The sequence below is a fragment of the Bisbaumannia pacifica genome (assembly GCF_007989625.1).
In the GTDB taxonomy this organism is placed as follows: Bacteria; Pseudomonadota; Gammaproteobacteria; order Pseudomonadales; family Halomonadaceae; genus Bisbaumannia; species Bisbaumannia pacifica.
Window position 1 is genome coordinate 1 of the sequence record NZ_BJUK01000040.1, and the last position, 23,071, is coordinate 23,071.

Here is a 23,071-nt window from a genome sequence, read left to right on the forward strand (position 1 = left end):
CGAGCGTAGCCAGTTTTCGGACATAGTCTAGTTGGCGCTTAGCCGATCTCCCACCCTCAGCATCTCGCCCTCGCCGGCCAGCAGGATGGCGTTCTGGCCGAAGTAACCGCCCTTGAGGTCGGGCTGAGTGTTCATCTCGATCAGGGTCCGCAACGGCTCGCCGGGGCGGGGGATCTCGCCGCTGTGCTGATCGACGGTGGGGATCTGGCAACGCTTGCAGGGCTTGCGCACCCCCAGGCGATAGCGCCCGCCCTCGGCCGCCAGGCTCTCCCAGCCATCCTCGGCGAAGGGCTCGTCGCCGTCGATGACGAGATTGGGCCGGAAACGCTCCATGGGCACCGGGTCCAGGCCCTTGTCCCTGAGTACCGCATTGAGGGCGTCCAGGGACGCCCGATTGGCCACCAGCAAGGGATAGCCATCGGCGAAGCCGGTATGGGCCCGCTCGCCCTCGCGCAGATGGTCGGGCTCCACCTCGCGGCGGTGGTCATCGGGGAAGCGCACCAGCCTCAGTCCCTGCTGGCTGACGCGGCCCAGCACCTCGGTCAGCCAGCCGGCCGCCTGCTCGCCCTCGTCGAGCCCCGGGCAGCGCTGCCTGAAGATCTCGACCGGGCGGCGGGGCCGCTCCCGCGGCGCCAGCGGCACGCTCAGCGGCGCCGCCGCGGGGTGCTCCAGCACCAGGGCCGCGGCCTCCAGGCGCACGCGAATCCGCGCCATGGCCGGCAGCTGGCGCTGGGTGACGAAGCGCCCGGCCTCGTCCACCACCATCCAGCGACGATCCCACTCGAGGCCCCGGGGGCCGAGTTCCGCCGTGTCCAGGGCGATGCCGCCCAGCGACTTGACCGGATAGATGGCGATTTGGGTGATCTGCATGAGTGCCTTCCTTTGCGTCAGCGGCATCGGCTCAGAGCCGCTCGATATCGATCAGATAACCGATGATGGGATAACCCGCCCGGCGGGCGGCCTTCTCGGCCTCCAGCTGTGCCTCCAGCTTGGAGATGCTGGAGGATTCGTACTCGAAGACCTCGTCCAGGGCGAGCTGCCGAGGGCGTACCGCCAGCTTGACGCGGTAGCCCACGCGATGGCCGCTGGCGGCCGGCTTGGATGGCTTGGGGGCGGGGGTCTTCTTGGGCTGGGTGAAGGCATCGATCTCGCGACGGATGCTCTCCTCGAAGTCATTCAGGTCTGCGGACATAGGCGTGTCGGAGGTTCCCTGGGGATGCGTCCCTACTATACCAGAGGCATCACCGCCCCCCCACAGCGGGCGGCCACCCAGAGCAGCCCTGGCTAGTGGGTCTGATCGACCGAGTCGAGCCAGGCGGCGGGACGATGGGCGCGCTGCCAGGTCAGATACTCCGGCGCCGCTAGCGCCTTGGCATACAGGAATCCCTGGGCCTGGTCGCAGCCGAGTCGGCGCAGGGCGCGATGCTGCTCGAGGGTCTCGACGCCCTCGGCGGTAACTTCCAGTCCCAGGGCGTGCCCCATGTCGATCATGCAGGCCACCAGGCAGAGGGAGCGGGCATCGCCACCGAGCTCCCTGACGAAGGCACGATCGATCTTGAGCCCGGTAATCGGCAGATACTGAAGGTACTCGAAGGAGGAGAAACCGGTGCCGAAGTCGTCGATGCTGACCCGGATGCCATGGCCGCGCAGGTACTCCAGGGCCTGACACCCCGATTTCAGGTCTGCCATCAGGGCGCTCTCGGTGATCTCCACTTCCAGGCGCTGAGGGACGATGCCGTGATGGCGGATCAGGCCCAGCAGCTCGTCGAGCAGGGCCTCATCGGAGAGATTGCGTACCGAGAGGTTGATGCTGACCACCCCCTCGGTGCCCTGGATGAAGCGGCAGGCCTGGTCGGCGACGAAGCGCGTCAGGGGGGCGATCAGGGTGGTGCTCTCGACCCTGGGCATAAAGCGCCCCGGGGCGATCAACTGCGCCCGCTCGTCGCGCCAGCGAATCAGTCCCTCGCAGCCACTCACTCGACCATCGGCCAGGCGCAGCTTGGGTTGAAAGTGCAGCTCGAAGCGGCCGCGCTCGAGATCCTGGCGCACCCGGGAGACCAGCCGTAGCGCCTCGCGCTTGTCGTTTTCCTGCTCCGGCGAATAATGACAATGCAAGCGGTGCTTTTCCATGGCCGTCAGCATGGCGACCCGCGACTGACGGATCAGCTCCCCGGCGGTCGTGGCCTCCGAGGCCTGCCAACTGCTGCCCATCACCAGCTGGGCCCGCAGCGGTATCTCTTGGACGACCAGGTTCTCCTCGCCGGCCTCGGCGAGGCGATGCACGACCCGCTCGGTTTCCGCCGACTCCACGCCCTCCAGCAGCAGATAGAGCTCGGCATTGCTAAAGCGGTAGACCTCGACGATGCGCCGATCCTGGCGCCGCAGGCGCTCGCCCATGGCCCGGACCAGGCCGTCCGCGGTCTCCGGCCCCAGGGTGGCCAGCAACTCGCCGATATCGCTCAGGCGCACCAGGATCAGGCCGATGCCAAGGGGCGCCCCCCGGCCCGCGGCCAGGCGCTGGCCTAGGGCCTCGTCCAGGGCGATCTGGTTGCATAGGCCGGTGCGGGGGTCGGTGCGTGCCAGCCGCTCGCTGGTGGCGTGGGCGCGCCGCAGTAGGCTGAAGAGGCTGCCGGCCACGCCGCCGATCACCAGGTAGAGGCCAAGGCGAATCAACCAGTTATAGACGGGCTGCGCCTGCTGGGTCGAGACATCCAGGGGCATCGCCGCCATCAGGCCACCGGCGATCAGGGCGGCGACCAGGGCCCCGCTCAGGCCATAGCCCGCCGCCGCTAGCAGCACCGGGATCAGCATCAGGTAGGGATAGGCATAGCGGGTTCCGCCGGTAGCATGGACCACCAGGGTGCCGAGGCCCAGCAATAGCACCAATAGCGACAACAGGAGGGCGTGGCGCACTCTCGGGGACAACCCCACCAAGGCCTGCCGCAGGTTTTGGAGGCGAGCCCTGCGCCCGTGAACCGCATCTTCCATGATCTTCCCCGCCATGCCATGGTGATAGTCCCTTAGCAGTGAAGCAGATCACCCCACCGGTTGACAGCGCGCGTGCCAACGCTGGCGAGGGGAATCTCCGCCGTCCCCGCCACCGAGGGAGGCCGCATGCCTTGGGTCGATATCCACCTTCATGCCGAGTTGAACGATTTCGTGGCGCCGAGACGACGCCACCGAACCTTTCCATGCCCGTTGACCCGGCGCACCTCGGTCAAGGATCTGATCGAGGCCCAGGGCGTGCCCCACCCCGAGATCAATGTCATCGTCATCGACGGCGTCTCGGTGGGCTTCGACTACCGCCTCGATCCCGCCAAAGGGGCCCCGCGACGCCTCGACGTCTATCCCTGGTCACAGACCCCGGCGCTGGTGCGTGTCCGGCATCTGCGCCCGCGCCCCACCGTGCCGCCGCGCTGGATACTGGACGTGCACCTGGGGCGCCTGGCCGGCTACCTGCGCTTGCTGGGCTTCGACTGCCACTATCGCAACGACGGCCAGGATGCCGAGCTGGCCGCCCGCAGCGCCGCGGAGTCACGGGTGCTGCTGACCCGGGACCGCCGCCTGCTGATGCGCCGCTGCATCAGCCTGGGCTACTACGTCCGCGCCACGGCCCCGCGACACCAACTCGAGGAGCTCTGCGCCGCCTTCGATCTCGTTGAGGCCTTCGCCCCCTTCACCCGTTGCAGCCACTGCAACGAACGGCTGATGCCGGTCCCCAAGGCGGAGATCCTCCACCGCCTGCCGCCGCGGACCCGCCGCTACGTGCATCACTTCCTGCGCTGCCGCGGCTGCGATCGCCTCTACTGGCACGGCAGCCACCTGCCGCGCATGCAGGCACTGGTGGCCTCCCTCGAACGCGGCCACCGGGACGCACTATCCTACCGATAAGGCACGCCACCCCTGCCGGAGCCACGCCATGCCTGCCGAGACCGACGCTAGCCTGACCCTGACGCTGGCCGGCGATGTCATGCTGGGGCGCGGCATCGATCAGGTCCTGCCACATCCCGGCGACCCTCGCCTGCATGAGCCCTGGGTGCAGGACGCCCGGGACTATGTGCGCCTAGCGGAGCGCGCCAATGGGCCGATGCCCGCCGCCATCGGCGCCGCCTACCCCTGGGGCGACGGCCTCTCGGAACTGCGTGGGGCCAGCCTGCGCCTGATCAACCTGGAGACCGCCATCACGGCCAAGGGACGCCCCTGGCCCGGCAAGGGCATCCACTATCGGATGCATCCCGCCAACCTCGGCTGCCTGACGGCGGCGGGCATCGACGCCTGCGCCCTGGCCAACAACCATGTGCTGGACTGGAGTCAGGAGGGGCTCACCGCGACCCTGGCGAGCCTGGACAAGGCGGGCATCGCCCATGCCGGGGCGGGAGAAGACGCCGCGGCGGCCAGCCGACCGGCCGTGCTGCCGCTGCCCCACGGCGGGCGCCTGCTGGTATGGAGCCTGGGACTCGCCGATAGCGGCATTCCCATGGAGTGGCGGGCCAGCCACACCCGCTCGGGGGTCAACCTGATAACGGCCGAAGACGAGGCGATGGCTCGGGCCATCGCCGCCACCAAGCGCCCCGGCGATCTGGTGGTGGCCTCGCTACACTGGGGCGGCAACTGGGGCTACGCCGTGCCGGCCGAGCATCGCCGCCTGGCTCACCGCCTGATCGACGCCGGGGCCGACCTGATCCACGGCCACTCCTCCCATCATCCCAAGGGGCTGGAGCGTTACCGGGGCCGGCCGATCCTCTACGGCTGCGGTGATCTGATCAACGACTACGAGGGGATCCACGGCCACGACGCCTACTTCCCGGCGCTGGCCATGCTGGTGGGCGGCCGCTGGCATTCCGGCCTCGGCGTCTGGCGCGAGCTGTGGCTGACGCCGTTGCGCCGCCGGCGCTTTACCCTGGTCCATGCCAGCCGCGAGGAAGCCGACTGGCTGGCCAAGACCCTCAATCGCCACGCCCCAGACGCATGTCCGCCGCTATCCCGCGACGAGGACAACCGCCTGCGATGGGACCCGAGTTAGCCCTCGGCGTCGCGGGGTCGATACGCGCCGATCAGCCGCTTCTGCACGCTCTCCGGGGCCGGCTCGTAATGACTGAAGCGCAGCCCGTAGGTCCCCGCGCCGCCGGTCAGGGCATTGAGGCGGTGGGGATAGTCGAGCACCTCGGCCAGTGGTACCAGGGCCTGGAGGCTGACCAGGTCACCCAGGGTCTGGGTGTCGAGAATGCGTCCGCGGCTAGCCGTCAGGTCGGCGGTCAGGTCGCCCATGGCATGCCCCGGCGCCTCCACGGAGAGTTCCGAAAACGGCTCCAGCACCAGGGGGCTGGCCTGGCGTACCGCCTCGAGGAAGGCCTTGCGTCCGGCGATCACGAAGGCGATCTCCTTGGAGTCCACCGGGTGCGTCTTGCCATCCAGCACGGTGACCCGCAGGTCCTGCAGCGGATAGCCCGCCAGCGCACCGCCGGCCAGGCCCTGGCGCACGCCCTTCTCCACCGCCGGCAACAGCGATGCGGGGATGGCGCCGCCGCGGATGGTATCGGTGAACTCGACACCGGCGCCGCGGGGCAGTGGCTCCACCCGGAGGACCACCTCGCCGAACTGGCCGGCGCCGCCACTCTGTTTCTTGTGGCGATACTGTCCCTCGGCGGTGGCGGCGATGGTCTCGCGGTAGGCGATGGAGGGGGTGCTGGTGTCCACCTCGACCTTGAAGCGCTGGGCGAGCTGCTCCAGGGTAGTGCGCAGGTGCAATTCGCCGAGCCCCCGCAGTACCGTCTCCTGGGTCACCCCGTCCTGGGCCACCTCGAGCCCGGGATCCTCCTCCACCAGCTTGGCCAGGGCCTCGAAGAGGCGCTGCTCGTCGCCGGGCCGGGTGGCTTGAATGGCCAGGCCGAACACCGGCGCCGGCAGGGCCACCGGGCGCAAGCGGATATGATCCTCGTCATGGGAGTCGTGGAGCACGTCACCCAGGGTCGCCTCCTCCACCTTGGTCAGGGCACAGAGTTCGCCGGGGCCGCAGCGCGCCACTTCCCGAGGCCGTCGCCCCTCGAAACGCAGCAGGGTGCCGATGCGGAAGGGCTTGCGTGCCTCGCCGGCGAACAGCCGGGTATCGCGGCCGACGCTGCCCTGATGGACCCGGAACAGTGCCAACTTGCCGAGATAGGGATCGTGCTCGATGCGCACCACATGGGCCAGCACATGGGCCTGGGGATCCGCTCGCGCGGCAACGGCTTGCTCACCGCCGTCCGGCAGCTGGCGCAGGAAGGGGGGCGGGTTACCCTCCAGGGGATTGGGCATCAGGCGTGCGAAGACCTCCAACAGCGCCTCGACGCCGGCCCCCGTGGCCGCCGAGACGAAACACACCGGCACCAAGTGTCCCTGGCGCAGGGCCGCCTCGAAGGGGTCGTGGAGCTGGCCCGGTTCGAGGGCCTCGCCCTGCTCCAGGTAGAGCGCCATCAGGTCGTCGTCCAGCTCCACCACCTGGTCTACCAGCCGCTCGTGAGCCTCGGCCACCGAGGCGAAATCCGCCTCCCCTTCCGGGGTGAAGAAGCAGTCGACCACCCGGGTCGCCCCCTGGGCCGGCAGGTTAAGGGCCAGGCACTCCGGCCCGACCTGTTCGCGCAGGGCCTCCAGCAGCGTCGGCAATCGAGACGCGGCGGCGTCGATGCGATTGACGATGATCAGCCGGCACAGGCCCCGTTCCTCGGCCCAGGCCAGCATGCGTCGGGCCATGGCGTCGAGGCCGCGCTCGGCGTCGATCACCACCGCCACCGTCTCCACGGCCGGCAGGATGGAGAGCGCCGCGCCCTGGAAGTCGGCGTAGCCGGGGGTGTCGATCAGGTTGATCCAGGTCTCGCCCCAGGCGAGGCCCAGCAGGGTGGTGGAGATCGAGTGCTGCGCCGCCGCCGGGGACTCGCCCGGGGGCGCGCCCTTGCGGGAGTCGGCCGGCGCCTCGGCGCCGGCCGCGGCCAGCAGGGCATCGACCAGGCGGGTCTTGCCCACCCCGGCCTGGCCCACCAGGGCGATATTGCGGATCCGTTCGGGATTTCGTTCGACGTTGCTCATCGGCCTCCCTCCAGGCGGTAGCGGCCCTACAAGGTTAGCCCGCGCGCGGCGTTAATGGGGGACGACACCCCGATACTATCCGGGCCGGAGTCGCCCGCTTTCGAAAACACGACGGCCAGGGTCCGAGGACCCTGGCCGTGGTCATCTGTCGTCGACTGCCGATCAGAAATTGGGCTTGCGCTTCTCGACGAAGGCGCTCATCCCCTCGCGCTGCTCGTCGCCGGCGAAGCACAGCGCGAAGAGGCTCGTCTCCAGGGCCAGGGCGCTCTCCAGGTCCTGATCCATGCCGTCGTGGATGGCCTGCTTGGCGCCGCGCACCGAGGCCGGGCCATTGCCGCCCAGTTGCTTGGTGAGCTCCGCCACGTAGGCCGGCAGCTCGTCCTGGGCCAGGACCCGATTGACCAGGCCGATGCGCAGGGCCTCGGCGGCATCGATCTTGCGCCCGGTGGTACACAGGTCCAGTGCCATGGCCGGCCCCACCCGGCGCGGCAGGCGCTGGGTGCCGCCGAAACCGGGGATCACGCCCAAGAGCACCTCGGGCTGACCGAAGATGGCATTGTCGCTGGCCACCGCCCAGTCGCAGGCCAGGGCCAGCTCGCAGCCACCGCCCAGGCAGAAGCCGTTGACCAGGGCCACGGTGGGCACCGGCAGGGCCTCCAGGCGCTTGAAGGTCGCCAGCGCCTGACGCGCGAAGCGGCGCGCCTGCTCCGGGGTCTTGTCGCGCATCTCGGCGATATCGGCGCCGGCCACGAAGGCCTTCTCGCCGGCCCCGGTGACCAGCACCGCGCGCAGCCCCTCGCGGCCCTGGAGCTCGTCCAACAAACGGTCCAGCTCGCTCAGGACGGCGCCGTTCAAGGCATTGAGGGCCTTGGGACGGTTGATGGTCAGGGTAACGATCCCCGCCTGGTCGGCGACTTCGATCAGTGGCTCGCTCATAAGGGCTCCTAGGCTCTGGTTGGGTTGGCAAGGTCGGAAGAGTCACCACCTCACCCTAGCGAACGCTTGGTTGGTCGGCAATCCCTCCTTTGTCGGGGCTCGGCTTAGGCCATCTTGACCACGACTCTCCCGCGTACACGCCCCGCCAGGAGTTCCTCCGCCGTGGCGATGGCCTCGCCGAGGCCGATGGTCCGCGTGATGGCATCCAGGTGAACGGGGTCGAGCAGCTCCCCCAGCCGACGCCAGGCCTCGAGGCGATCGGCGCGGGGCCGCATGACACTGTCGATACCGGCCAGCGTCACGCCACGCAGGATAAAGGGCGCGACGCTGGCGGGCAGGTCCATGCCCTGGGCGAGCCCGCAGGCCGCGACGGTGCCGCCATAGCGCGTCGCGGCCAGCACGTTGGCCAGGGTATGGCTACCCACCGAGTCGATGGCGCCGGCCCAGCGTTCCTTGGTCAGCGGTCGGCCAGGCTCCGACAGTTCACTGCGGTCGATGATCTCCTGGGCGCCCAGCCCACGCAGGTAGTCCACCTCCTGCGGGCGCCCCGTGGCGGCGATCACCCGATACCCGAGTCGCGACAACAAGGCAATGGCATAGCTCCCCACCCCACCATTGGCCCCGGTCACCAGCACGTCGCCCTGGCTCGGCAGGACGCCATTCCGCTCCAGCGCCATCACGGCGAGCATCGCCGTGTAGCCGGCGGTGCCGATCGCCATCGCCTGGCGGGCGCTGAACGCCGCGGGCAGCGGGATCAACCAGCGACTCTGCAGGCACGCCTTCTCCGCCAGGCCTCCCCAGTGGGCCTCGCCCACGCCCCAGCCATTCAACAGTACGCGGTCACCCGGCGTGAACTCATCACAGCTCGAGGCTTCGACGATGCCCGCCAGGTCGATCCCCGGAACCATGGGAAACTGCCTGACCACCGGCCCCTTGCCGGTGATGGCCAGGGCATCCTTGTAGTTGAGGGTGCTGTACTCGACCCGCACGCTGACGTCGCCCTCGGGAAGCTGCGACTCCGCCACGCTCTGGAGACCGACGCGCTGCGCGCCATCCGATGCCTCGATCACGATCGCCTGGAACATTGCCTTTCTCCTTTTTAGACCAACCGTCTATAAAATGACCTGAAAAAAGGGCTACCGAGGCAGCCCCTCCAGATAGCAGCGAATAAAGACCTCCATGGGCCGGACGCTACGCTCGAGCCTGGCACGCATGACGGCACCTTCCCAGCCGATCCAGAAGGCTTCGGCGAGCCGGGCGCAGTCGGCGCTCGGAGCGAGGGCTCCCCCCGCTCGCGCCTCCTCGAGGCAGCGCGCCAGGCGCCGTTGCCAATCCTCGAGGGTTTCCCGTAGCCAGTGCCGATAGGTCTCCGGCAGGCTAGCGACCTCCTGTCCCAGGTTGCCCACCAGGCAGCCACGCCGGAACTCGTGCCGCGCCATGCCGGCCTCGGCATCGGCCACGAAAGCCGCGAGCCGATCGAGGGGGGGCAGCCGGGGGTTCAGGAGGTGTCGATCCAGCTTGTTGGCGAAATAGGCCCCATAGTGCTCCATGATGGCGCGCCCAAAGGCCTCCTTGCTGGCGAAGTAGTAATAGAAGGATCCCTTGGGAACGCCGACGCGTTTGAGGATGGTATCGATCGCCGACGCCGAGAATCCCTGCTCGGTCAGCAGCTCGGTCCCACTGCGAATCAGGGCGGCGCGAGTGTCCTGATCGGCACGCGGCGACTTGGGGGGGCGGCCACGGCGTGGCTTGAGGGGCGATGAGGTCATGGGGAAAATATAGACCACACGTCTACAAAATCACAAGCCGCGCCTTACCGCCTTGCCCGCCGATGGCCGGCGGACGAGCCCGCGGGCGGCTCGCCTCCCGAGACGCCCTGGCGTGCCAGGTACCCGGCCTCGCTGAGGCCCCCTCCGGGTCAGCCGAGACCGTGGGTCTGTCGCCCGAGACACCGAAGCGCTGACGACTCATGGCCGAGCCGACACGGAGGGGCGGAGCGCCTCCCCAGCGCCGCCCGCCTCGGCATCCGTATCGAAGTACTCGATATGATCGTCCTCCTCGCGGGGCGGGCCGACCAGTGGTTCGGCCACATCGACTTCCGGCACCACCTCGGAGAGGTCCTCCACGTGCTCGTGCTCCAGGGCCCCCTGCACCAGCTCCTCGGTCACGGTGAGCTCGGCGCCCACCACCGACTGTGGCGTGGTGGCCACGAAGGGCGCCACCGGCAGCGGTGCCGGACGCACGCGGCGCCGCCAGGCGAAGAAGAGCACCAGGAAGACGCCCAGGCCGCCCAGCGACCAGAACAGGCCGCCGTCGCCCAGGGCGGTCATCACCGGAGTGATCAGCGGCGGGCTCAGGGTCGAGCCGATGGCGTTGATCAGCAGCAGGCCCTGACTCATGCGCACCAGGGCCCCGGCGGGCGCCCGGTCGGCGGCGTGGCTGACCGCCACCGGGTAGAGGGCGAAGACGCCGCCGCCGAGGAAGAACAGCAACCCCGCCAGCAGCCAGGGGTCGTGCGGCAACCAGAGGATGCCTAGGGAGATCAGCGCACAGCAGGCCCCGATCAGGATCAGTACCTGCTGGCGGTCGTGGCGATCGGACCAGCGGCCGATGGGGTACTGCAGCAGCATGGCGCCGAGGATGACCACCGCCATCATCTGTCCCACCCGGTCGACGCCCAGGCCGCTGCGCTGCAGGTACAGCGGCAGCAGGGTATAGATGGCGGCCACCGCCAGGCCGGAGCCGAAGCTGCCCATCACCCCGGTGGGGGTCACGGTGATCAGTCGATGGGGCGGCAGCGGTTCGGCGTGCTCGATCAGCGGCGAGACCCGCGGGATCATCGCCATCGGCAACACCGATAGCGACGCCAGCAGGCCGATCACCACGAAGGGCACCATCTCGCCGGCGGCATCGGTGACCCCCAGCAGCAGCTGGCCGATCACCCCGGCGGCATAGAGGGAGATCATATAGAGCGCCAGCAGGCGCCCGCGCACCCTGGGGTCGGCGGCGGCCAGCAGCCAGCTCTCGATCACCAGGAAGACCCCCACCGTGGCCCAGCCGCCGATCAGGCGCAGTACGAACCAGGCGTAGGGGTCGAGCCACAGTGACTGCAGCAGCACGGTGACCGCCACTAGGGAGGCGAAGCCGCCATAGGCGCGGATATGGCCGATGCGCAGCAGCAGGCGATCATTGAACAGGGCCCCCAGGGCCAGGCCGATAAAGTAGGCCGACGACACCCAGCCGATGACCAGCGCCGAGTAGCCGGCGCCATCCAGGCGCAGGGTGATCAGGGTCGACAGGAAGCCGTTGCCGATGCCGAGGATAAAGAGCCCCAGCAAGGGCGCCAGCGCCATGGCCAACAACTGCCGCGACATAAGCGAAGCCTCGCAACGAGAAAGCGAACAAGAACAAGCAAGGAAAGGAGTGCGTGGCCGGGCCGGAACGACCGGGCCAGAAAATCGCGGGGCGACTATACGCCCGACCCGCCGCCCCGCCAAGCCTTTTTCGCCGACGTTGGGCGACTTTTCCCTTCAATAACGCGACGTTATCGAACCTACCAAAAAACCTCGCCGGCGCCTTCGGTTACGCCTCGCGGTGGGGCTTCTGCAGCAGCACCACATCGGCGGCGGGAAATTCCACCGTCATGCCGAGGCGCGTCGCGAGCCAGTGGAAGGTCGCCTCGCCGAAGAAGCAGACATGGGTGGGGTCGAGGATGTAGTGCCAGCCGGCGAAGGCCTCCTTCGAGGTCACCCGCTTGGTCATCAGCCCCAGCCAGCCGCCGGGGCTCAGGCGACTCGCCAGGCGCGCCAGCTCCTCGCCGGGGGCGAAGAGGTGCTCCACCACCTCGGTGGCGGTAATGAAATCGTAGCGCCGCTCCAGCGCCTCGGGGTACGGCGCATAGAAGGGGTCGTAGATCGCCATGGGGTGCCCCGCCTCCGCGAACATCAGCGAGAGGGTCGGACCGGGGCCGGCGCCGAAGTCGAGGCCCTCGGCGCCGGGGGCGAGCCGCGCTTTCAGGGGGACGAAGAGCCGCCCCAGGAAGCGCCGATACCCCGGGTCCTCCGGGGAGTTCTCGTGCTGATCATAGACCGCCCGCTCCGCCGCGGGGGCGAGCCGCTGGGCCGCCGGCACATGGACCAGGGTGCAGCGCGGACAGCGGTAATAGTCGCGGCGGGCGTCCCGATGGAAGTGAGCGGCCCGCCGATCGCCACACAGCGGGCAGGAATCCGGCGAGACCGGTGGGGGGACGGCGGGTAGGGACAGGGAGGGCGTCATCATCGTATGCTTCTGGTCAACGGCGGCGCCCAGGCTACCCGCTTTGGCGGCCGCTGACACCCCTTCAGGAGTCCTTTCCCATGCTTGCCGCCCTCGATCATCTGCTGATTCCGGTCTCCGACCTGCCCCGCGCCGTGGATTTCTACAGTCGCGTGCTCGGCCTGGACGTCCGCTACCGGGACGCCGGGCGGGTCGACCTGCTGCTGGATGGCCTGGCCCTGCGCCTGCTCGATCCCGCCCAGGCGACGGACCTTCAGGCCGCCACCCCGACGCCGGGCAGCCAGGCGCTGTGCCTACGCAGCCTCCTGCCCCTGGACGAGGTACGCCGCCACCTGGACGCCCTGGGCATCCCCCTGGAGCAGGGACCGGTATCGGGCCTGGGTGCCGCGGGGCCCATCGAGGCCCTCTATCTGCGCGATCCGGAAGGCAACCTGCTGGAGATCTGTCGCCCCGCCAACTGATGGCAACGACTCGCCGAGCGGGTATCATGGGCGGCCGATCAATCTTTCCCAAGGATGATGAATGATGAACGACCCGCGCAACGACGACACCCTGGTGGCCGAACAGAGCCAGGCGCCGGACACCACCATGGCCATGGTGGTCTATGCCCTCTTCCTGGCCAGTTTCGTGGTCGGCTTTACCGGCATCGTCGGTCTGGTGATCGCCTATATCTACCGCGGCAAGGGCCCCCAGTGGCTCGACGAGCACTACCGTTACCAGATCCGTACCTTCTGGATCGGCCTGGTCTACGGCGTGATCGCCGGCCTGCTGACCCTGGTCTTGATCGGCTTCCCGCTGCTGCTGCTCCTGGCAGTCTGGATGATCATCCGCTGCGTCAAGGGCTTCAAGGGACTGCAGGAGAAGCGCGCCCCCAGTAACGTGGATACCTGGCTGATCTAGGCGATGAGTGAGGCCAAGCTGCAACGCCAGGCTCGGGCCGTCGCCGCCCTGTGGCGCCTACTGGCCGGGCGGCGACTGGGCACCCTGTGGTGCCTGGCCCGCCTGGCCGGCCCCCTGGTGCATCGCTTCAGCCGTCGCGAGCGGGAGGTCACCGAGATCAACCTGGCCGAGGTCTTCCCCGAGCGGGACGCCGCCGAGCGACGCCGCCTGGCCCGGGCCAGCCTGACCCACTCCACCGCCACCATGCTGGAGCTGGGCTTCGCCTGGATGGCGCCCCCGGAGCGGGTGGAAGCCTCGATCCTCGCCGTCCACGGTCGCGAGCTGCTCGACGAGGCCCGCGCCTCCGGCCAGGGGGTGATCGTGCTGGCCCCCCACTTCGGCAACTGGGAGGTGCTCAACTTCTGGCTCTCCGGGCACTTTCCCTTCACCGCCATGTACGAGCCTCCCAAGATTTCCGACCTGGACCCGGTGATCCGCGGGGGACGCGAGCGCATGGGCGCGAGCCTGGTGCCCACCAATCCGCGTGGCGTGGCGGCCCTGCTCAAGGCCCTAAAGCGCGCCGAGGCGGTAGGCATCCTCCCCGACCAGGAGCCGGACTGGGGCAGCGGCGTCTTCGCCCCCTTCTACGGGCGCCTGGCCTATACCGCCACCCTGCTGCCCAAGCTGGTGGCGCGTACCCAGGCCCGAGTGGTCACTGGGGTGGCCCTCCGGGTGCCCGGCCGGGGCTTCGCGATCCACTTCCTGCCCGCCGATGCGCGAGTCCATGACCCGGACGAGGCCATCGCCGCCGCCGGCGTCAACGCCAGCGTCGAGGCCGCCATCGCCCTGGAACCGGCCCAGTACCAGTGGGAATACAAGCGCTACCGCAAGGTGATCGAAGAGCAGCAGGGGCATCCCGACCATGGCTCCTTCCGCCTCTACTAGCTCTGTCCGAAAACTGACTGCGCTCGGCCATACGGCGTTAAAAATCGACTCAAAGTACTCATTTACACCGCGTAAACTCCGTCTTTTCGCCGATTTTTGCCTTGTCTGGCCTTCGCTCGCCGACTTTTCAGACAGAGCCTAGCCCCATATATAAAATGGAAAATATTTCCACAAAACTACCTGGTAACTCTCTCCCAAGCTGCTAGACTAGGCCACACGCTTGACGGGGTGCCGGTAGACCGGCTGAGATGGCGCGGGCTGGTGGACCACAGGGTCGCCACCGAGCGCCGATCCCGTAGAACCTGATCCGGGTGAATGGCGCGCCTCGGCGCCCATATGAACCGGCGTAGGGAATCAGGCGGGCCCTGGCCTGGTCGCCATTCGCCCTCCCCCCTCTCGCCCTCACTCCGGATCCCACCACCGGAGGTGACATGGGCTACGCTTTCGACGATCTCAAGGGCGCCTGCCATCATGACTGGCGCGCCTATATCGAGCACGACTTCGTGCGCCAGCTGGGCGCCGGCACCCTGGAGGCCGGGGCTTTCCGCCACTATCTGAAGCAGGACTACCTGTTCCTGATCCACTTCTCCCGGGCCTATGCCCTGGCCGCCTACAAGAGCCGCAGTCTCACCGACCTGCGCCATGCCCACGCCGGCCTCAAGACCATCCTCGACGTGGAGCTGCAGCTGCATATCGACTTCTGCCGCGACTGGGGTATCGATGAGGCGGAGCTCGCCGCCCTGCCGGAGGCCAAGGCGACCCTGGCCTATACCCGTTATGTGCTGGATACCGGCAACCGCGGTGACCTCCTCGACCTGCATGTGGCCCTGGCCCCCTGCCTGGTGGGCTATGGCGAGATCGCCCAGTGGCTGGCCGCCCAATCCTTCACGGTGCGCGGCGAGGCCAACCCCTATGACGCCTGGATCGCCATGTACGCCGGCGACGACTTCCAGGCCGCCATGCGCGATGAGATCGCCTGGCTGAATGGCCGCCTGGCGGAAGTCACGCCGCGGCGCTTCGAGGAGCTGGCCACGGTATTCCGCGATGCCACGCGCCTCGAGATCGACTTCTGGCAGATGGGCCTGGATCGCGCCGACTAGCCCACAGCCTTGATACCTATTGCCGCTGCGCGGACGTGAGGGGCTCCGGGGACAGGTCGTAGAGGGGGTCCTATGCCAGGGATGGCATCGGTAGCGCCCAGGGAGGGGTTCACAGCGCCCCCTCGTAGACCTGTCGCCGGATCAGCCCCGGACTCCAGGCAGAGACTTCCCGGCAATAAACCCGCCCGCTGGCGATAGCGGGCACCACTACGCTTGACGGGGTGCCGTTGATGACGGCTGAGATCATGCCTCTCGCCATAGAGACAGCATGGATCCCGTTGAACCTGAACTGGCTAGGACCAGCGTAGGGATCAAGCGACACGCCGCCGGGCGCCCCTGCCCGGCCGCCCCTGTCCTCCCCTGCTGTCCTCCCTGACAAGACCCCGACAACCCTAGGGAGAACACCATGAGCAAGACCGCCCATTTTCTCGCCGAGACCGCCCGGGTCGACGCCGCCGCCGTCCAGCCGCTGCCCGGCTCGCGCAAGGTCTACGTCGAGGGCTCGCGCCCGGATATCCGCGTGCCCTTCCGCGAGATCGGCCTCTCGCCCACCAAGACCTCCGGCGCCGATGAAGAGAACCCGCCGCTGCTGGTCTACGACACCTCCGGCCCCTACACCGATCCCGCGGCGCGCATCGACCTGCGCAAGGGACTCCCCGAGCTGCGCCGCGCCTGGATCGAGGAGCGCGACGACACCGAATTCCTCGATGGCCCCACCTCCGAGTACGGCAAGCGTCGCGCCAATGACCCGACCCTGGCCCAGCTGCGCTTCGACCTGACCCGCACCCCGCGCCGCGCCAAGCCCGGCAAGAACGTCACCCAGCTCCACTACGCCCGCCGGGGCATCATCACCCCGGAGATGGAATATATCGCCATTCGCGAGAATCAGCGTCGCCAGGCACTGGGCACCGCGGAGGTGGAGCGTATCCTCGGCCATCAGCATCCCGGCCAGGGCTTCGGGGCCCGCCTGCCCGAGGAGATCACCCCGGAATTCGTGCGTGCCGAGGTCGCGGCGGGCCGGGCGATCATCCCCAACAATATCAACCACCCGGAATCCGAGCCGATGATCATCGGCCGCAACTTCCTGGTGAAGATCAACGGCAACCTGGGCAACTCGGCGGTCACCTCCTCCATCGAGGAAGAGGTCGACAAGATGACCTGGGGCATCCGCTGGGGCGCCGACACCATCATGGACCTCTCCACCGGGCAGAACATCCACGAGACCCGCGAGTGGATCATCCGCAACGCCCCGGTGCCGATCGGCACCGTGCCCATCTACCAGGCCCTGGAGAAGGTCAAGGGCGTGGCCGAGGACCTCACCTGGGAAGTGTTCCGCGACACCCTGATCGAGCAGGCCGAGCAGGGCGTGGACTACTTCACCATCCACGCCGGGGTGCTGCTGCGCTATGTGCCGCTGACCGCCAAGCGGGTCACCGGTATCGTCTCCCGGGGCGGCTCGATCATGGCCAAATGGTGCCTCTACCACCACCAGGAGAGCTTCCTCTATACGCACTTCGAGGAGATCTGCGAGATCTGCAAGCAGTATGACGTCGCCTTCTCGCTGGGGGACGGCCTGCGCCCCGGCTCGGTGGCCGACGCCAACGACGAGGCCCAGTTCGCCGAGCTCGAGACCCTGGGCGAGCTGACCCGCATCGCCTGGAAGCACGACGTCCAGGTGATGATCGAGGGCCCCGGCCACGTGCCCATGCACCTGATCAAGGAGAACATGGACAAGCAGCTCAGCGAGTGCGACGAGGCGCCCTTCTATACCCTGGGGCCGCTGACCACCGACATCGCGCCGGGCTACGACCACATCACCTCGGGGATCGGCGCGGCGATGATCGGCTGGTACGGCTGCGCCATGCTCTGCTACGTGACCCCCAAGGAACACCTCGGGCTGCCCAACAAGGACGACGTCAAGACCGGCATCATCACCTACAAGATCGCCGCCCACGCCGCCGACCTCGCCAAGGGCCACCCGGCCGCCCAGCGCCGTGACAATGCCCTGTCGAAGGCGCGCTTCGAGTTCCGCTGGGAAGACCAGTTCAACCTCGGCCTCGACCCGGACACCGCCCGCGAGTACCACGACGAGACCCTGCCCAAGGACTCCGCCAAGGTGGCCCACTTCTGCTCCATGTGCGGGCCCAAGTTCTGCTCGATGAAGATCAGCCAGGAGGTCCGCGACTATGCCGGCGAGCATGGCCTCGACGGCGATCAGGAGGCGGTCATGAAAGGCATGGAGGAGCAAGCGGAGAAGTTCCGCCACACGGGCAGCGAGCTCTACCAGGAGGTGTAAACGACATGGCCCCCGCCAGCGGGCTGGCGGGGGCCAAGGGGCATGACGCGGACCCCCATCAGAAGCGATAGCGCAGCCCCAGACTGGCGGCGTCGAAGTCGCCCTCGGACTTGTCGAGATAACGAATGTAATCGGCTCCCACGGCGAGGTTGGGGGCCACCTCGTACTCGGCGCCGGCGCCATAGGAGAAGCCGTCATCCCGGGCGCTGCCTCTCGGGCTCAGGTCGATATCCACCTCGGAATAGCCGAGCAGGCCATAGAGTCGGAACTCCTGGGAAATCGGCAGGATGCCCTTGGCGAAGGCGCCGACCAGGTAATCGAGCTCGGCCTCGACGCCCTGTACGGTCTCGGAGCCACCGGTACCCAGGTGCCCCTCCACGGCGAAGTAATCATTGAACTGCATGCCCCCGCGCAGCCGCAGGCCAATATCGTCGACGGAGCCCGCCCCATCGGGGTCCAGCTCCCAGAACATGACATCACCCCCCACGTATCCCTGGGGATAGAAGCCATGCTGATTGGCTTGCGCCGTGGTGGCGAAGGCCCCGGCCGCCAGCAAGGCGGCGGTGGATGCGGCAACAAGAAATCTCATGACTACCTCCATTAAAGAACAGCGTTTTTTAACGCCTGATGAAGTGTGGTCCCCAAGCCTCCCTGGCGCAAATGAAATGTTTTCAGGCATTACTCTTCTGACCGGAAGCGAACTCTCTTTCCCGGCCCGCCTGGTGGTCTGCACTGGTCGTTAGCCTAGCGAGCGAATATCCTTGCTAGCAGTTCCCCGACAACTCAGGAGAAAACGATGTCCGGCCTGCTGCCCGATGTGGATCCCGATGGTCTGCTGGAATACTCGGTGGTCTACACCGACCGCGCCCTCAATCATATGTCCCGCGCCTTCCAGACGGTGATGACCGACCTCTCCGCCACCCTCAAGCGAGTCTATGCCGCCGAGGCGGCGGTGATCGTGCCGGGGAGCGGCACCTTCGGCATGGAATCGGTGGCCCGTCAATTCGCCACCGACCAGGCGGTGATGGTGATTCGCAATGGCTGGTTCAGCTACCGCTGGAGCCAGATCTTCGCCATGGGCGATATCCCCGCCAGCGAGGTGGTGCACCCGGCTCGCCGCCAGGGCGAGGGCGCCCAGGCCCCCTTCGCCCCCGCCCCCATCGAGGAGGTGGAGGCCAGCATCGCCGCCGAACGCCCGGCCCTGGTCTTCGCCCCCCATGTGGAGACCGCCTCCGGCATGCTGCTGCCGGACGACTATATCCGTCGCCTGGCCGACGCGGTGCATGCGGTGGGCGGTCTGCTGGTGCTGGACTGCATCGCCTCCGGCACCCTCTGGGTGGATATGCAGGCCACCGGGGTGGACGTGCTGATCAGCGCCCCCCAGAAGGGCTGGAGCGGCACGCCCTGCTGCGCCATGGTGATGCTCTCGGCGCGGGGGCGCGAGCGCCTGGAGGCCACCACCAGCAGCAGCTTCGCCATGGACCTGGGCAAGTGGCACGCCATCATGCAGGCCTACGAGCAGGGCGGCCATGCCTACCATGCCACCCTGCCCACCGATGGTCTGCGCCGCCTGCGCGATATCATGGAGGAGACCGAGCGGGTCGGTTTCGCGCGGGTTCGCGATGCCCAGTTGGAACTCGGCCGCCGGGTCCGCGAACTGCTCGCGGCCCGGGGCTTCGTCAGCATGGCCGCCGAGGGCTTCGCCGCCCCCGGGGTGGTGGTCAGCTACACCGAGGACGCCGGCATCGCCGCCAAGTTCATGGCCGCCGGCCTACAGGTCGCCGCCGGAGTGCCCCTGCAGTGTGGCGAGGGGGACGACTTCCGGACCTTCCGCATCGGCCTCTTCGGCCTCGACAAGCTGCTCGACGTGGAGCGCAGCGTGGCGTCCCTGGCGGCGGCCCTGGATCAACTGGACTAAGCGCACCAACGACGAAGGGGTGGCCTATGGCCACCCCTTCGCTCATTCGCCTCGACGCCATCAGACCCGGTTGATGCCTCGCGGCAGCATGCCCAGGTTGTTCTCCACCCGCTTGACACCGGGAATGTCCTCCGCCGCCACCTGGGCCGCCTTGCGCTGCTCATTGCTGTCCACCAGGCCCCACAGCTGCACCTCGCCCTGAACCACGATGACATTGATCTGGCCCAGGCCGAGGGTCTCTTCGAGTTCCTTGTGGAGGCGATCACGGATGGCCCGATCGTCCACGGTGGCGCCCTCCTCCAGCCCCGCCACCGAGAAGCCACGCAGCAAGTTGGCACGACTGACGATGCCCACCAGGCGCCCGTTCTCGGTGACCGGCACCCGCTTGATGCGATGTTTCTCCAGCAGCCGGGCGATATCGTCGATGGGCATGTCGCCGGCGACCTCGATCACCGGCGAGGTCATCACCTGCTCGGCGGTGCGGCCATGGGACTTGATATAGTCCAGCGGGCTCGCCGGCGTCTCGAACAGGGCGCGCAGCCAGTGCCGGGGGCGCTCGCCACTGCCCTCGATGCGGCGCAGCAGGTCGCCCTCGCTGACGATCCCCAGCACCCGCTGCTCGGCATCCACCACCGGCACCGCGCTGATATGGTTCTCCAGCAACAGGCGCGCTACCTCCTGAACCTGGGTATCCGGGGCGACGGTGACGACACTGGGCGTCATGATATCCACGGCTTGCATAGCATTCCCTCGTTGGCTGTGCCCGGGAGGCCAGGAATACCCCCGGTGCATATCGTTATCTTCTGAATGTAGCAGAGCGGCGGTACGCCAGGGTTGATCCAGGACAAGCGGTCGGGACTCGCCAGCGCATGCCGCGCCCTGGCGACCAATTCGCGCTAACTCCGACGGCCTCCTAGAGTGGAGTCATAGCCGCCACCCCCAGGAGTGCTCCCATGACGGTGCCCGACCGCCCCAGTCGCATGCTGGCTCCCTCCCGACGCGCCCAGCTCTCGCTGTTCGCCAGCAATTTCTTCAAGCATCCACGCATGCTCGGCTCGATCATCCCCAGCTCGCCCTTCCTGGTCCGGCGCCTGCTGGCCCCGGTGGATTGGGCACGCGCCCGGGTCGTGGTGGAATACGGCCCCGGGGTGGGCACCATCACTCGGGAGATCCTGGCGCGGCTGGCCCCGGATGCCACCCTGCTGGCCCTGGAGACCAACCCGGAGTTCGTCGCCTACCTGGGCGAGTCCCTCCCCGACCCCCGCCTGCAGCTGGTGGCTGGCTCCGCCGAGACCATTCAGGCGGAGCTGAGCCGCCTGGGCCTGCCGCCGGCAGACTATATCCTCGCCGGCATTCCCTTCAGCACCATGCCCGCCGCCTGTCGTGAACGTATCCTCGGCGACAGCCACGCGGCCCTGGCCGATGACGGCGCCATGCTGATCTACCAGTTCTCCCCCAAGGTGGGCGGCGACCTCAGGCGGCTCTTCTCGCGGGTAGAGAAGGGCTTCGAACCGCTCAATATCCTGCCGGCCCATCTCTATACCTGCCGGCGTTAACCCGGCGAACTCGGGAGCCCTATCACCGTACCGCCCCCGATGCCCCTGCTACCGGTATCTGCCTCTCTACCTGCCGGCGTTAAGCCGGCGAACTCGAGAGCCCTATCGACTTGCCGCCCCCGATGCCCCTGCTACCGCCAGTGCCGACCGAGGCCCGGCGGGACGCGCTCCTCAGGCGGCTTGCTCGCCCCTAGCCTTGGCGACATGCGTCGCGATGGCATCCATCAGGGTCGGTGACAGGCAGTCATAAGGCTCCAGGCCGAGTTGGCGCAGCCGCTCGCGAATCACCGGCATGCGTCCCGGGTCGACCCCGGCCTCGATGATCGACGAAACGAAGGCGGCAAAGGTCGGCGGCGCCCAGCCGCCGTGGTGGGAGAGTTCCGGGTGGATAAAGTCGAGGCCATGGAAGGGGTGATCCTTCTGCTCGATGCGCCCGAACAGGTGCACCCCGCAGCCGGTGCAGGCGTGGCGGCGGATCACCGCCTTGCGGTCGAGTATCTCGAGCTTCTCCGGGTGGGCGATGACATGCACACTGGCCCGGGGCACCACCGCCACCTGGGAGAACAGCGCCCCCGCGGGCTTCCAGCACTTGGTGCAACCGCACAGGTGGTTGTGCTGGCACTGCTCGTGGATGGCCACCACCACGGGATTTTCCTCGCAATGACACAGCAGGGTGGCCCCATCGAAGGCCGGATCGGCCGGTGTGATGCCGTTATCCACCGACGGGTGCAGCTTGACGGTATCGTTCATGGTGACGCCTCCTCTGGAGGATGCCGAAAAGGCTTCGCGACACCCCTCAGTGTAGATCCGTCGGCGGCGCGCACACCGAGTCGCGAATCACCCGCTCGGGGGCGATCCGCACATGCTCGGTGACCGCTGACTTGGCGGCGATGGCCGCCGTCAGCAGCCGGCAGGCCTCGCCACACAGGCGATCGGTCTGCTGGCGCAGGGTGGTCAGGGAGGGGGTGAGCAGGCGGGCGATCTCGATATCGTCGTAGCCGATGATCGACAGCGTCTCGGGCACGCGCCAGCCCCGGCGCGTCGCTTCGCCGATGGCTCCCAGGGCCAGCAGGTCGTTGAAGGCAAACAGCGCCGTGGGGCGCCGCGGCCCGGCGGCCAGGGCCTGGATGGCCGCCTCGCCGCCACTCACCTCGAGGTTGCCGGCCTGGACCCAGGCCTCCTCGAGGACGAGCCCCGCCTCGTCCAGGGCGCGGCGAAAGCCGCGATAGCGCTGCCGGGACTGGTAGTGGTCGGCGGGGCCGGTGATGCAGCCGATGGCCCGGTGGCCCTGCTCGATCAGGTAACGGGTGGCCAGGTAACCGCCCTGCTCGGAATCATCGACCACGCTGGCCAGCGTCGGGGCCTCGTTGTCCATCAGCACCACCGGGAAGGGGCAAGCGGTGAGCAGTTCCAGGAACTCCTCGGAGATCACCGACTCCAGCACCAGCAGGCCATCGATGCGCTTGCCCTTGAGGGTACGGATATAGCTGCGCTGCCGCTCGATATCGCGCCCGGAGTTGCACAGCATCAGGTTGAAGCCCGCCGCATAGAGGGCCGCCTCCACCCCGGAGACCACCTCGGCGAAGTAGGGGTTGGTGGAGCTGGTGACGATCATGCCGACGGTATGGGTAACGTTCTTCTTCAGCGACTGCGCCGAGCTGCTGGGGGTGTAATCGAGGCGTTCGATGGCCGCCATCACCCGGGCCCGGGTCTCCGGCTTGACGAAGCGGGTGCCGTTCACCACATGGGACACGGTGGAGACCGAGACCCCCGCCGCCTTCGCCACATCGGTAATCGTCACCATTGCCAGCCTCCGCCAGTGCGCTCGTGAAATGCCCATCGTCCCGGGCGGGATGCTCAGGATACGCGATCCGGGCCACCATCGCCCAGCACCGCACAAGATAACCCCTTGATTTTCTAGTTAAGCCGCAGAGAAGAATCGCCGCGGACGCCGGGCTGGCGGTGCCGCCGACCTATCGACAGGCTAGTGAATCCGAGAAAAGAAAACGATTGCGCAAACGTTTTTCTTTGCCTAGGGTAGGCAAAAAACAACCACAAGTCCTGAGGTACCCCGATGGCAACCCACGCATCGCCTGGCCGGCGC

22 protein-coding genes and 2 riboswitches are annotated in these 23,071 nt (G+C 68.0%); of the genes, 9 read left to right on the forward strand and 13 right to left on the reverse strand.

From position 1 onward, the window contains the following. Nucleotides 1-27: 27 nt before the first annotated feature. From HPA02_RS14300 to HPA02_RS14310, 3 genes are all read right to left on the reverse strand, one after another. On the reverse strand, nt 28-870 hold the full coding sequence (locus HPA02_RS14300) for an MOSC domain-containing protein (protein WP_146803883.1): 843 nt from the start codon (nt 868-870) through the stop codon (nt 28-30). 31 nt (nt 871-901) lie between these two features. After that, complete coding sequence (locus HPA02_RS14305; RefSeq protein WP_146803884.1) at nt 902-1,192, reverse strand: hypothetical protein; 291 nt, start codon at nt 1,190-1,192, stop codon at nt 902-904. A gap of 92 nt (nt 1,193-1,284) precedes the next feature. Beyond that, nucleotides 1,285-2,913: a putative bifunctional diguanylate cyclase/phosphodiesterase gene (locus HPA02_RS14310; protein WP_186809999.1), complete on the reverse strand. Its 1,629-nt coding sequence runs from the start codon at nt 2,911-2,913 to the stop codon at nt 1,285-1,287. 201 nt (nt 2,914-3,114) lie between these two features. Between HPA02_RS14310 and HPA02_RS14315 the strand changes: the two genes are divergently transcribed. Together HPA02_RS14315 and HPA02_RS14320 are read left to right on the forward strand one after the other, a co-directional pair. After that, nucleotides 3,115-3,891 (forward strand): Mut7-C RNAse domain-containing protein, encoded by a 777-nt coding sequence (locus HPA02_RS14315; RefSeq protein ID WP_146803886.1) that lies wholly within the window; start codon nt 3,115-3,117, stop codon nt 3,889-3,891. A 28-nt stretch (nt 3,892-3,919) separates the two neighbouring features. After that, nucleotides 3,920-5,023 carry a CapA family protein gene (locus HPA02_RS14320; RefSeq protein ID WP_146803887.1) on the forward strand — a complete coding sequence of 368 codons (1,104 nt, stop codon included), beginning with the start codon at nt 3,920-3,922 and terminating at the stop codon, nt 5,021-5,023. Here the strand turns inward: HPA02_RS14320 and fusA are convergent. The 6 genes from fusA to HPA02_RS14350 form a co-directional block, all read right to left on the reverse strand. Then, entirely contained in the window at nt 5,020-7,062 is a 2,043-nt protein-coding gene (gene fusA, locus HPA02_RS14325) for an elongation factor G (RefSeq protein ID WP_146803888.1), read from the reverse strand. The two genes, HPA02_RS14320 and fusA, sit on opposite strands and share 4 nt — an antisense overlap. 162 nt (nt 7,063-7,224) lie before the next feature. Beyond that, nucleotides 7,225-7,998, reverse strand: a complete 774-nt coding sequence (locus HPA02_RS14330; RefSeq protein WP_146803889.1) for an enoyl-CoA hydratase-related protein — start codon at nt 7,996-7,998, stop codon at nt 7,225-7,227. 104 nt (nt 7,999-8,102) lie between these two features. Further along, complete coding sequence (acuI, locus tag HPA02_RS14335) at nt 8,103-9,083, reverse strand: acrylyl-CoA reductase (NADPH) (protein ID WP_146803890.1); 981 nt, start codon at nt 9,081-9,083, stop codon at nt 8,103-8,105. Nucleotides 9,084-9,134: 51 nt separating this feature from the next. Continuing rightward, nucleotides 9,135-9,767 carry an acrylate utilization transcriptional regulator AcuR gene (gene acuR, locus HPA02_RS14340; RefSeq protein WP_146803891.1) on the reverse strand — a complete coding sequence of 211 codons (633 nt, stop codon included), beginning with the start codon at nt 9,765-9,767 and terminating at the stop codon, nt 9,135-9,137. 198 nt (nt 9,768-9,965) lie between these two features. After that, on the reverse strand, nt 9,966-11,372 hold the full coding sequence (locus tag HPA02_RS14345) for an MFS transporter (RefSeq protein WP_146803892.1): 1,407 nt from the start codon (nt 11,370-11,372) through the stop codon (nt 9,966-9,968). 208 nt (nt 11,373-11,580) lie between these two features. Continuing rightward, nucleotides 11,581-12,273: a class I SAM-dependent methyltransferase gene (locus HPA02_RS14350; RefSeq protein ID WP_146803911.1), complete on the reverse strand. Its 693-nt coding sequence runs from the start codon at nt 12,271-12,273 to the stop codon at nt 11,581-11,583. Nucleotides 12,274-12,353: 80 nt separating this feature from the next. On the opposite strand from HPA02_RS14350, the gene HPA02_RS14355 reads away from it, so the two are divergent. From HPA02_RS14355 to thiC, 5 genes are all read left to right on the forward strand, one after another. Then, complete coding sequence (locus HPA02_RS14355; RefSeq protein WP_146803893.1) at nt 12,354-12,734, forward strand: VOC family protein; 381 nt, start codon at nt 12,354-12,356, stop codon at nt 12,732-12,734. Nucleotides 12,735-12,798: 64 nt separating this feature from the next. Beyond that, nucleotides 12,799-13,173 (forward strand): DUF4870 family protein, encoded by a 375-nt coding sequence (locus HPA02_RS14360; RefSeq protein ID WP_146803912.1) that lies wholly within the window; start codon nt 12,799-12,801, stop codon nt 13,171-13,173. A 3-nt stretch (nt 13,174-13,176) separates the two neighbouring features. Beyond that, a complete protein-coding gene (locus HPA02_RS14365; RefSeq protein WP_146803894.1) occupies nt 13,177-14,097 on the forward strand; it encodes a lysophospholipid acyltransferase family protein in 921 nt (306 codons plus the stop codon). 214 nt (nt 14,098-14,311) lie between these two features. After that, nucleotides 14,312-14,468, forward strand: a riboswitch (TPP riboswitch). A 60-nt stretch (nt 14,469-14,528) separates the two neighbouring features. After that, on the forward strand, nt 14,529-15,197 hold the full coding sequence (gene tenA / locus HPA02_RS14370; protein ID WP_146803895.1) for a thiaminase II: 669 nt from the start codon (nt 14,529-14,531) through the stop codon (nt 15,195-15,197). 207 nt (nt 15,198-15,404) lie between these two features. Next, nucleotides 15,405-15,525, forward strand: a riboswitch (TPP riboswitch). A 78-nt stretch (nt 15,526-15,603) separates the two neighbouring features. Further along, complete coding sequence (gene thiC, locus HPA02_RS14375; RefSeq protein ID WP_146803896.1) at nt 15,604-17,493, forward strand: phosphomethylpyrimidine synthase ThiC; 1,890 nt, start codon at nt 15,604-15,606, stop codon at nt 17,491-17,493. A gap of 58 nt (nt 17,494-17,551) precedes the next feature. Here the strand turns inward: thiC and HPA02_RS14380 are convergent, their stop codons facing one another. Continuing rightward, nucleotides 17,552-18,082, reverse strand: coding sequence for a porin family protein (locus tag HPA02_RS14380; protein WP_146803897.1), 531 nt, complete (start codon nt 18,080-18,082; stop codon nt 17,552-17,554). A gap of 207 nt (nt 18,083-18,289) precedes the next feature. Between HPA02_RS14380 and HPA02_RS14385 the strand changes: the two genes are divergently transcribed. Continuing rightward, entirely contained in the window at nt 18,290-19,411 is a 1,122-nt protein-coding gene (locus HPA02_RS14385) for an aminotransferase class V-fold PLP-dependent enzyme (protein ID WP_146803898.1), read from the forward strand. 60 nt (nt 19,412-19,471) lie between these two features. On the opposite strand, the gene HPA02_RS14390 is transcribed toward HPA02_RS14385, so the two are convergent. Continuing rightward, nucleotides 19,472-20,152, reverse strand: coding sequence for a CBS domain-containing protein (locus tag HPA02_RS14390; RefSeq protein ID WP_146803899.1), 681 nt, complete (start codon nt 20,150-20,152; stop codon nt 19,472-19,474). 212 nt (nt 20,153-20,364) lie between these two features. Between HPA02_RS14390 and HPA02_RS14395 the strand changes: the two genes are divergently transcribed. Further along, nucleotides 20,365-20,967 (forward strand): class I SAM-dependent methyltransferase, encoded by a 603-nt coding sequence (locus HPA02_RS14395; protein ID WP_146803900.1) that lies wholly within the window; start codon nt 20,365-20,367, stop codon nt 20,965-20,967. 171 nt (nt 20,968-21,138) lie between these two features. Here HPA02_RS14395 and gfa read toward each other — a convergent pair whose 3' ends face one another. Both gfa and HPA02_RS14405 read right to left on the reverse strand, forming a co-directional pair. Next, nucleotides 21,139-21,717 (reverse strand): S-(hydroxymethyl)glutathione synthase, encoded by a 579-nt coding sequence (gfa, locus tag HPA02_RS14400; protein WP_146803901.1) that lies wholly within the window; start codon nt 21,715-21,717, stop codon nt 21,139-21,141. 46 nt (nt 21,718-21,763) lie between these two features. Further along, complete coding sequence (locus HPA02_RS14405; RefSeq protein WP_186810000.1) at nt 21,764-22,771, reverse strand: substrate-binding domain-containing protein; 1,008 nt, start codon at nt 22,769-22,771, stop codon at nt 21,764-21,766. Nucleotides 22,772-23,071 lie beyond the last annotated feature (300 nt).

Excerpts from the sequence above, each read along its gene's own strand:
- HPA02_RS14300 (WP_146803883.1), bottom strand. The coding sequence starts at position 870 with ATGCAGATCACCCAAATCGCCATCTATCCGGTCAAGTCGCTGGGCGGC.
- HPA02_RS14305 (WP_146803884.1), bottom strand. The coding sequence starts at position 1,192 with ATGTCCGCAGACCTGAATGACTTCGAGGAGAGCATCCGTCGCGAGATC.
- HPA02_RS14315 (WP_146803886.1), top strand. The coding sequence starts at position 3,115 with ATGCCTTGGGTCGATATCCACCTTCATGCCGAGTTGAACGATTTCGTG.
- HPA02_RS14320 (WP_146803887.1), top strand. The coding sequence starts at position 3,920 with ATGCCTGCCGAGACCGACGCTAGCCTGACCCTGACGCTGGCCGGCGAT.
- fusA (WP_146803888.1), bottom strand. The coding sequence starts at position 7,062 with ATGAGCAACGTCGAACGAAATCCCGAACGGATCCGCAATATCGCCCTG.
- HPA02_RS14330 (WP_146803889.1), bottom strand. The coding sequence starts at position 7,998 with ATGAGCGAGCCACTGATCGAAGTCGCCGACCAGGCGGGGATCGTTACC.
- acuI (WP_146803890.1), bottom strand. The coding sequence starts at position 9,083 with ATGTTCCAGGCGATCGTGATCGAGGCATCGGATGGCGCGCAGCGCGTC.
- acuR (WP_146803891.1), bottom strand. The coding sequence starts at position 9,767 with ATGACCTCATCGCCCCTCAAGCCACGCCGTGGCCGCCCCCCCAAGTCG.
- HPA02_RS14345 (WP_146803892.1), bottom strand. The coding sequence starts at position 11,372 with ATGTCGCGGCAGTTGTTGGCCATGGCGCTGGCGCCCTTGCTGGGGCTC.
- HPA02_RS14350 (WP_146803911.1), bottom strand. The coding sequence starts at position 12,273 with ATGACGCCCTCCCTGTCCCTACCCGCCGTCCCCCCACCGGTCTCGCCG.
- HPA02_RS14355 (WP_146803893.1), top strand. The coding sequence starts at position 12,354 with ATGCTTGCCGCCCTCGATCATCTGCTGATTCCGGTCTCCGACCTGCCC.
- HPA02_RS14360 (WP_146803912.1), top strand. The coding sequence starts at position 12,799 with ATGAACGACCCGCGCAACGACGACACCCTGGTGGCCGAACAGAGCCAG.
- HPA02_RS14365 (WP_146803894.1), top strand. The coding sequence starts at position 13,177 with ATGAGTGAGGCCAAGCTGCAACGCCAGGCTCGGGCCGTCGCCGCCCTG.
- tenA (WP_146803895.1), top strand. The coding sequence starts at position 14,529 with ATGGGCTACGCTTTCGACGATCTCAAGGGCGCCTGCCATCATGACTGG.
- thiC (WP_146803896.1), top strand. The coding sequence starts at position 15,604 with ATGAGCAAGACCGCCCATTTTCTCGCCGAGACCGCCCGGGTCGACGCC.
- HPA02_RS14380 (WP_146803897.1), bottom strand. The coding sequence starts at position 18,082 with ATGAGATTTCTTGTTGCCGCATCCACCGCCGCCTTGCTGGCGGCCGGG.
- HPA02_RS14385 (WP_146803898.1), top strand. The coding sequence starts at position 18,290 with ATGTCCGGCCTGCTGCCCGATGTGGATCCCGATGGTCTGCTGGAATAC.
- HPA02_RS14390 (WP_146803899.1), bottom strand. The coding sequence starts at position 20,152 with ATGCAAGCCGTGGATATCATGACGCCCAGTGTCGTCACCGTCGCCCCG.
- HPA02_RS14395 (WP_146803900.1), top strand. The coding sequence starts at position 20,365 with ATGACGGTGCCCGACCGCCCCAGTCGCATGCTGGCTCCCTCCCGACGC.
- gfa (WP_146803901.1), bottom strand. The coding sequence starts at position 21,717 with ATGAACGATACCGTCAAGCTGCACCCGTCGGTGGATAACGGCATCACA.
- HPA02_RS14405 (WP_186810000.1), bottom strand. The coding sequence starts at position 22,771 with ATGGTGACGATTACCGATGTGGCGAAGGCGGCGGGGGTCTCGGTCTCC.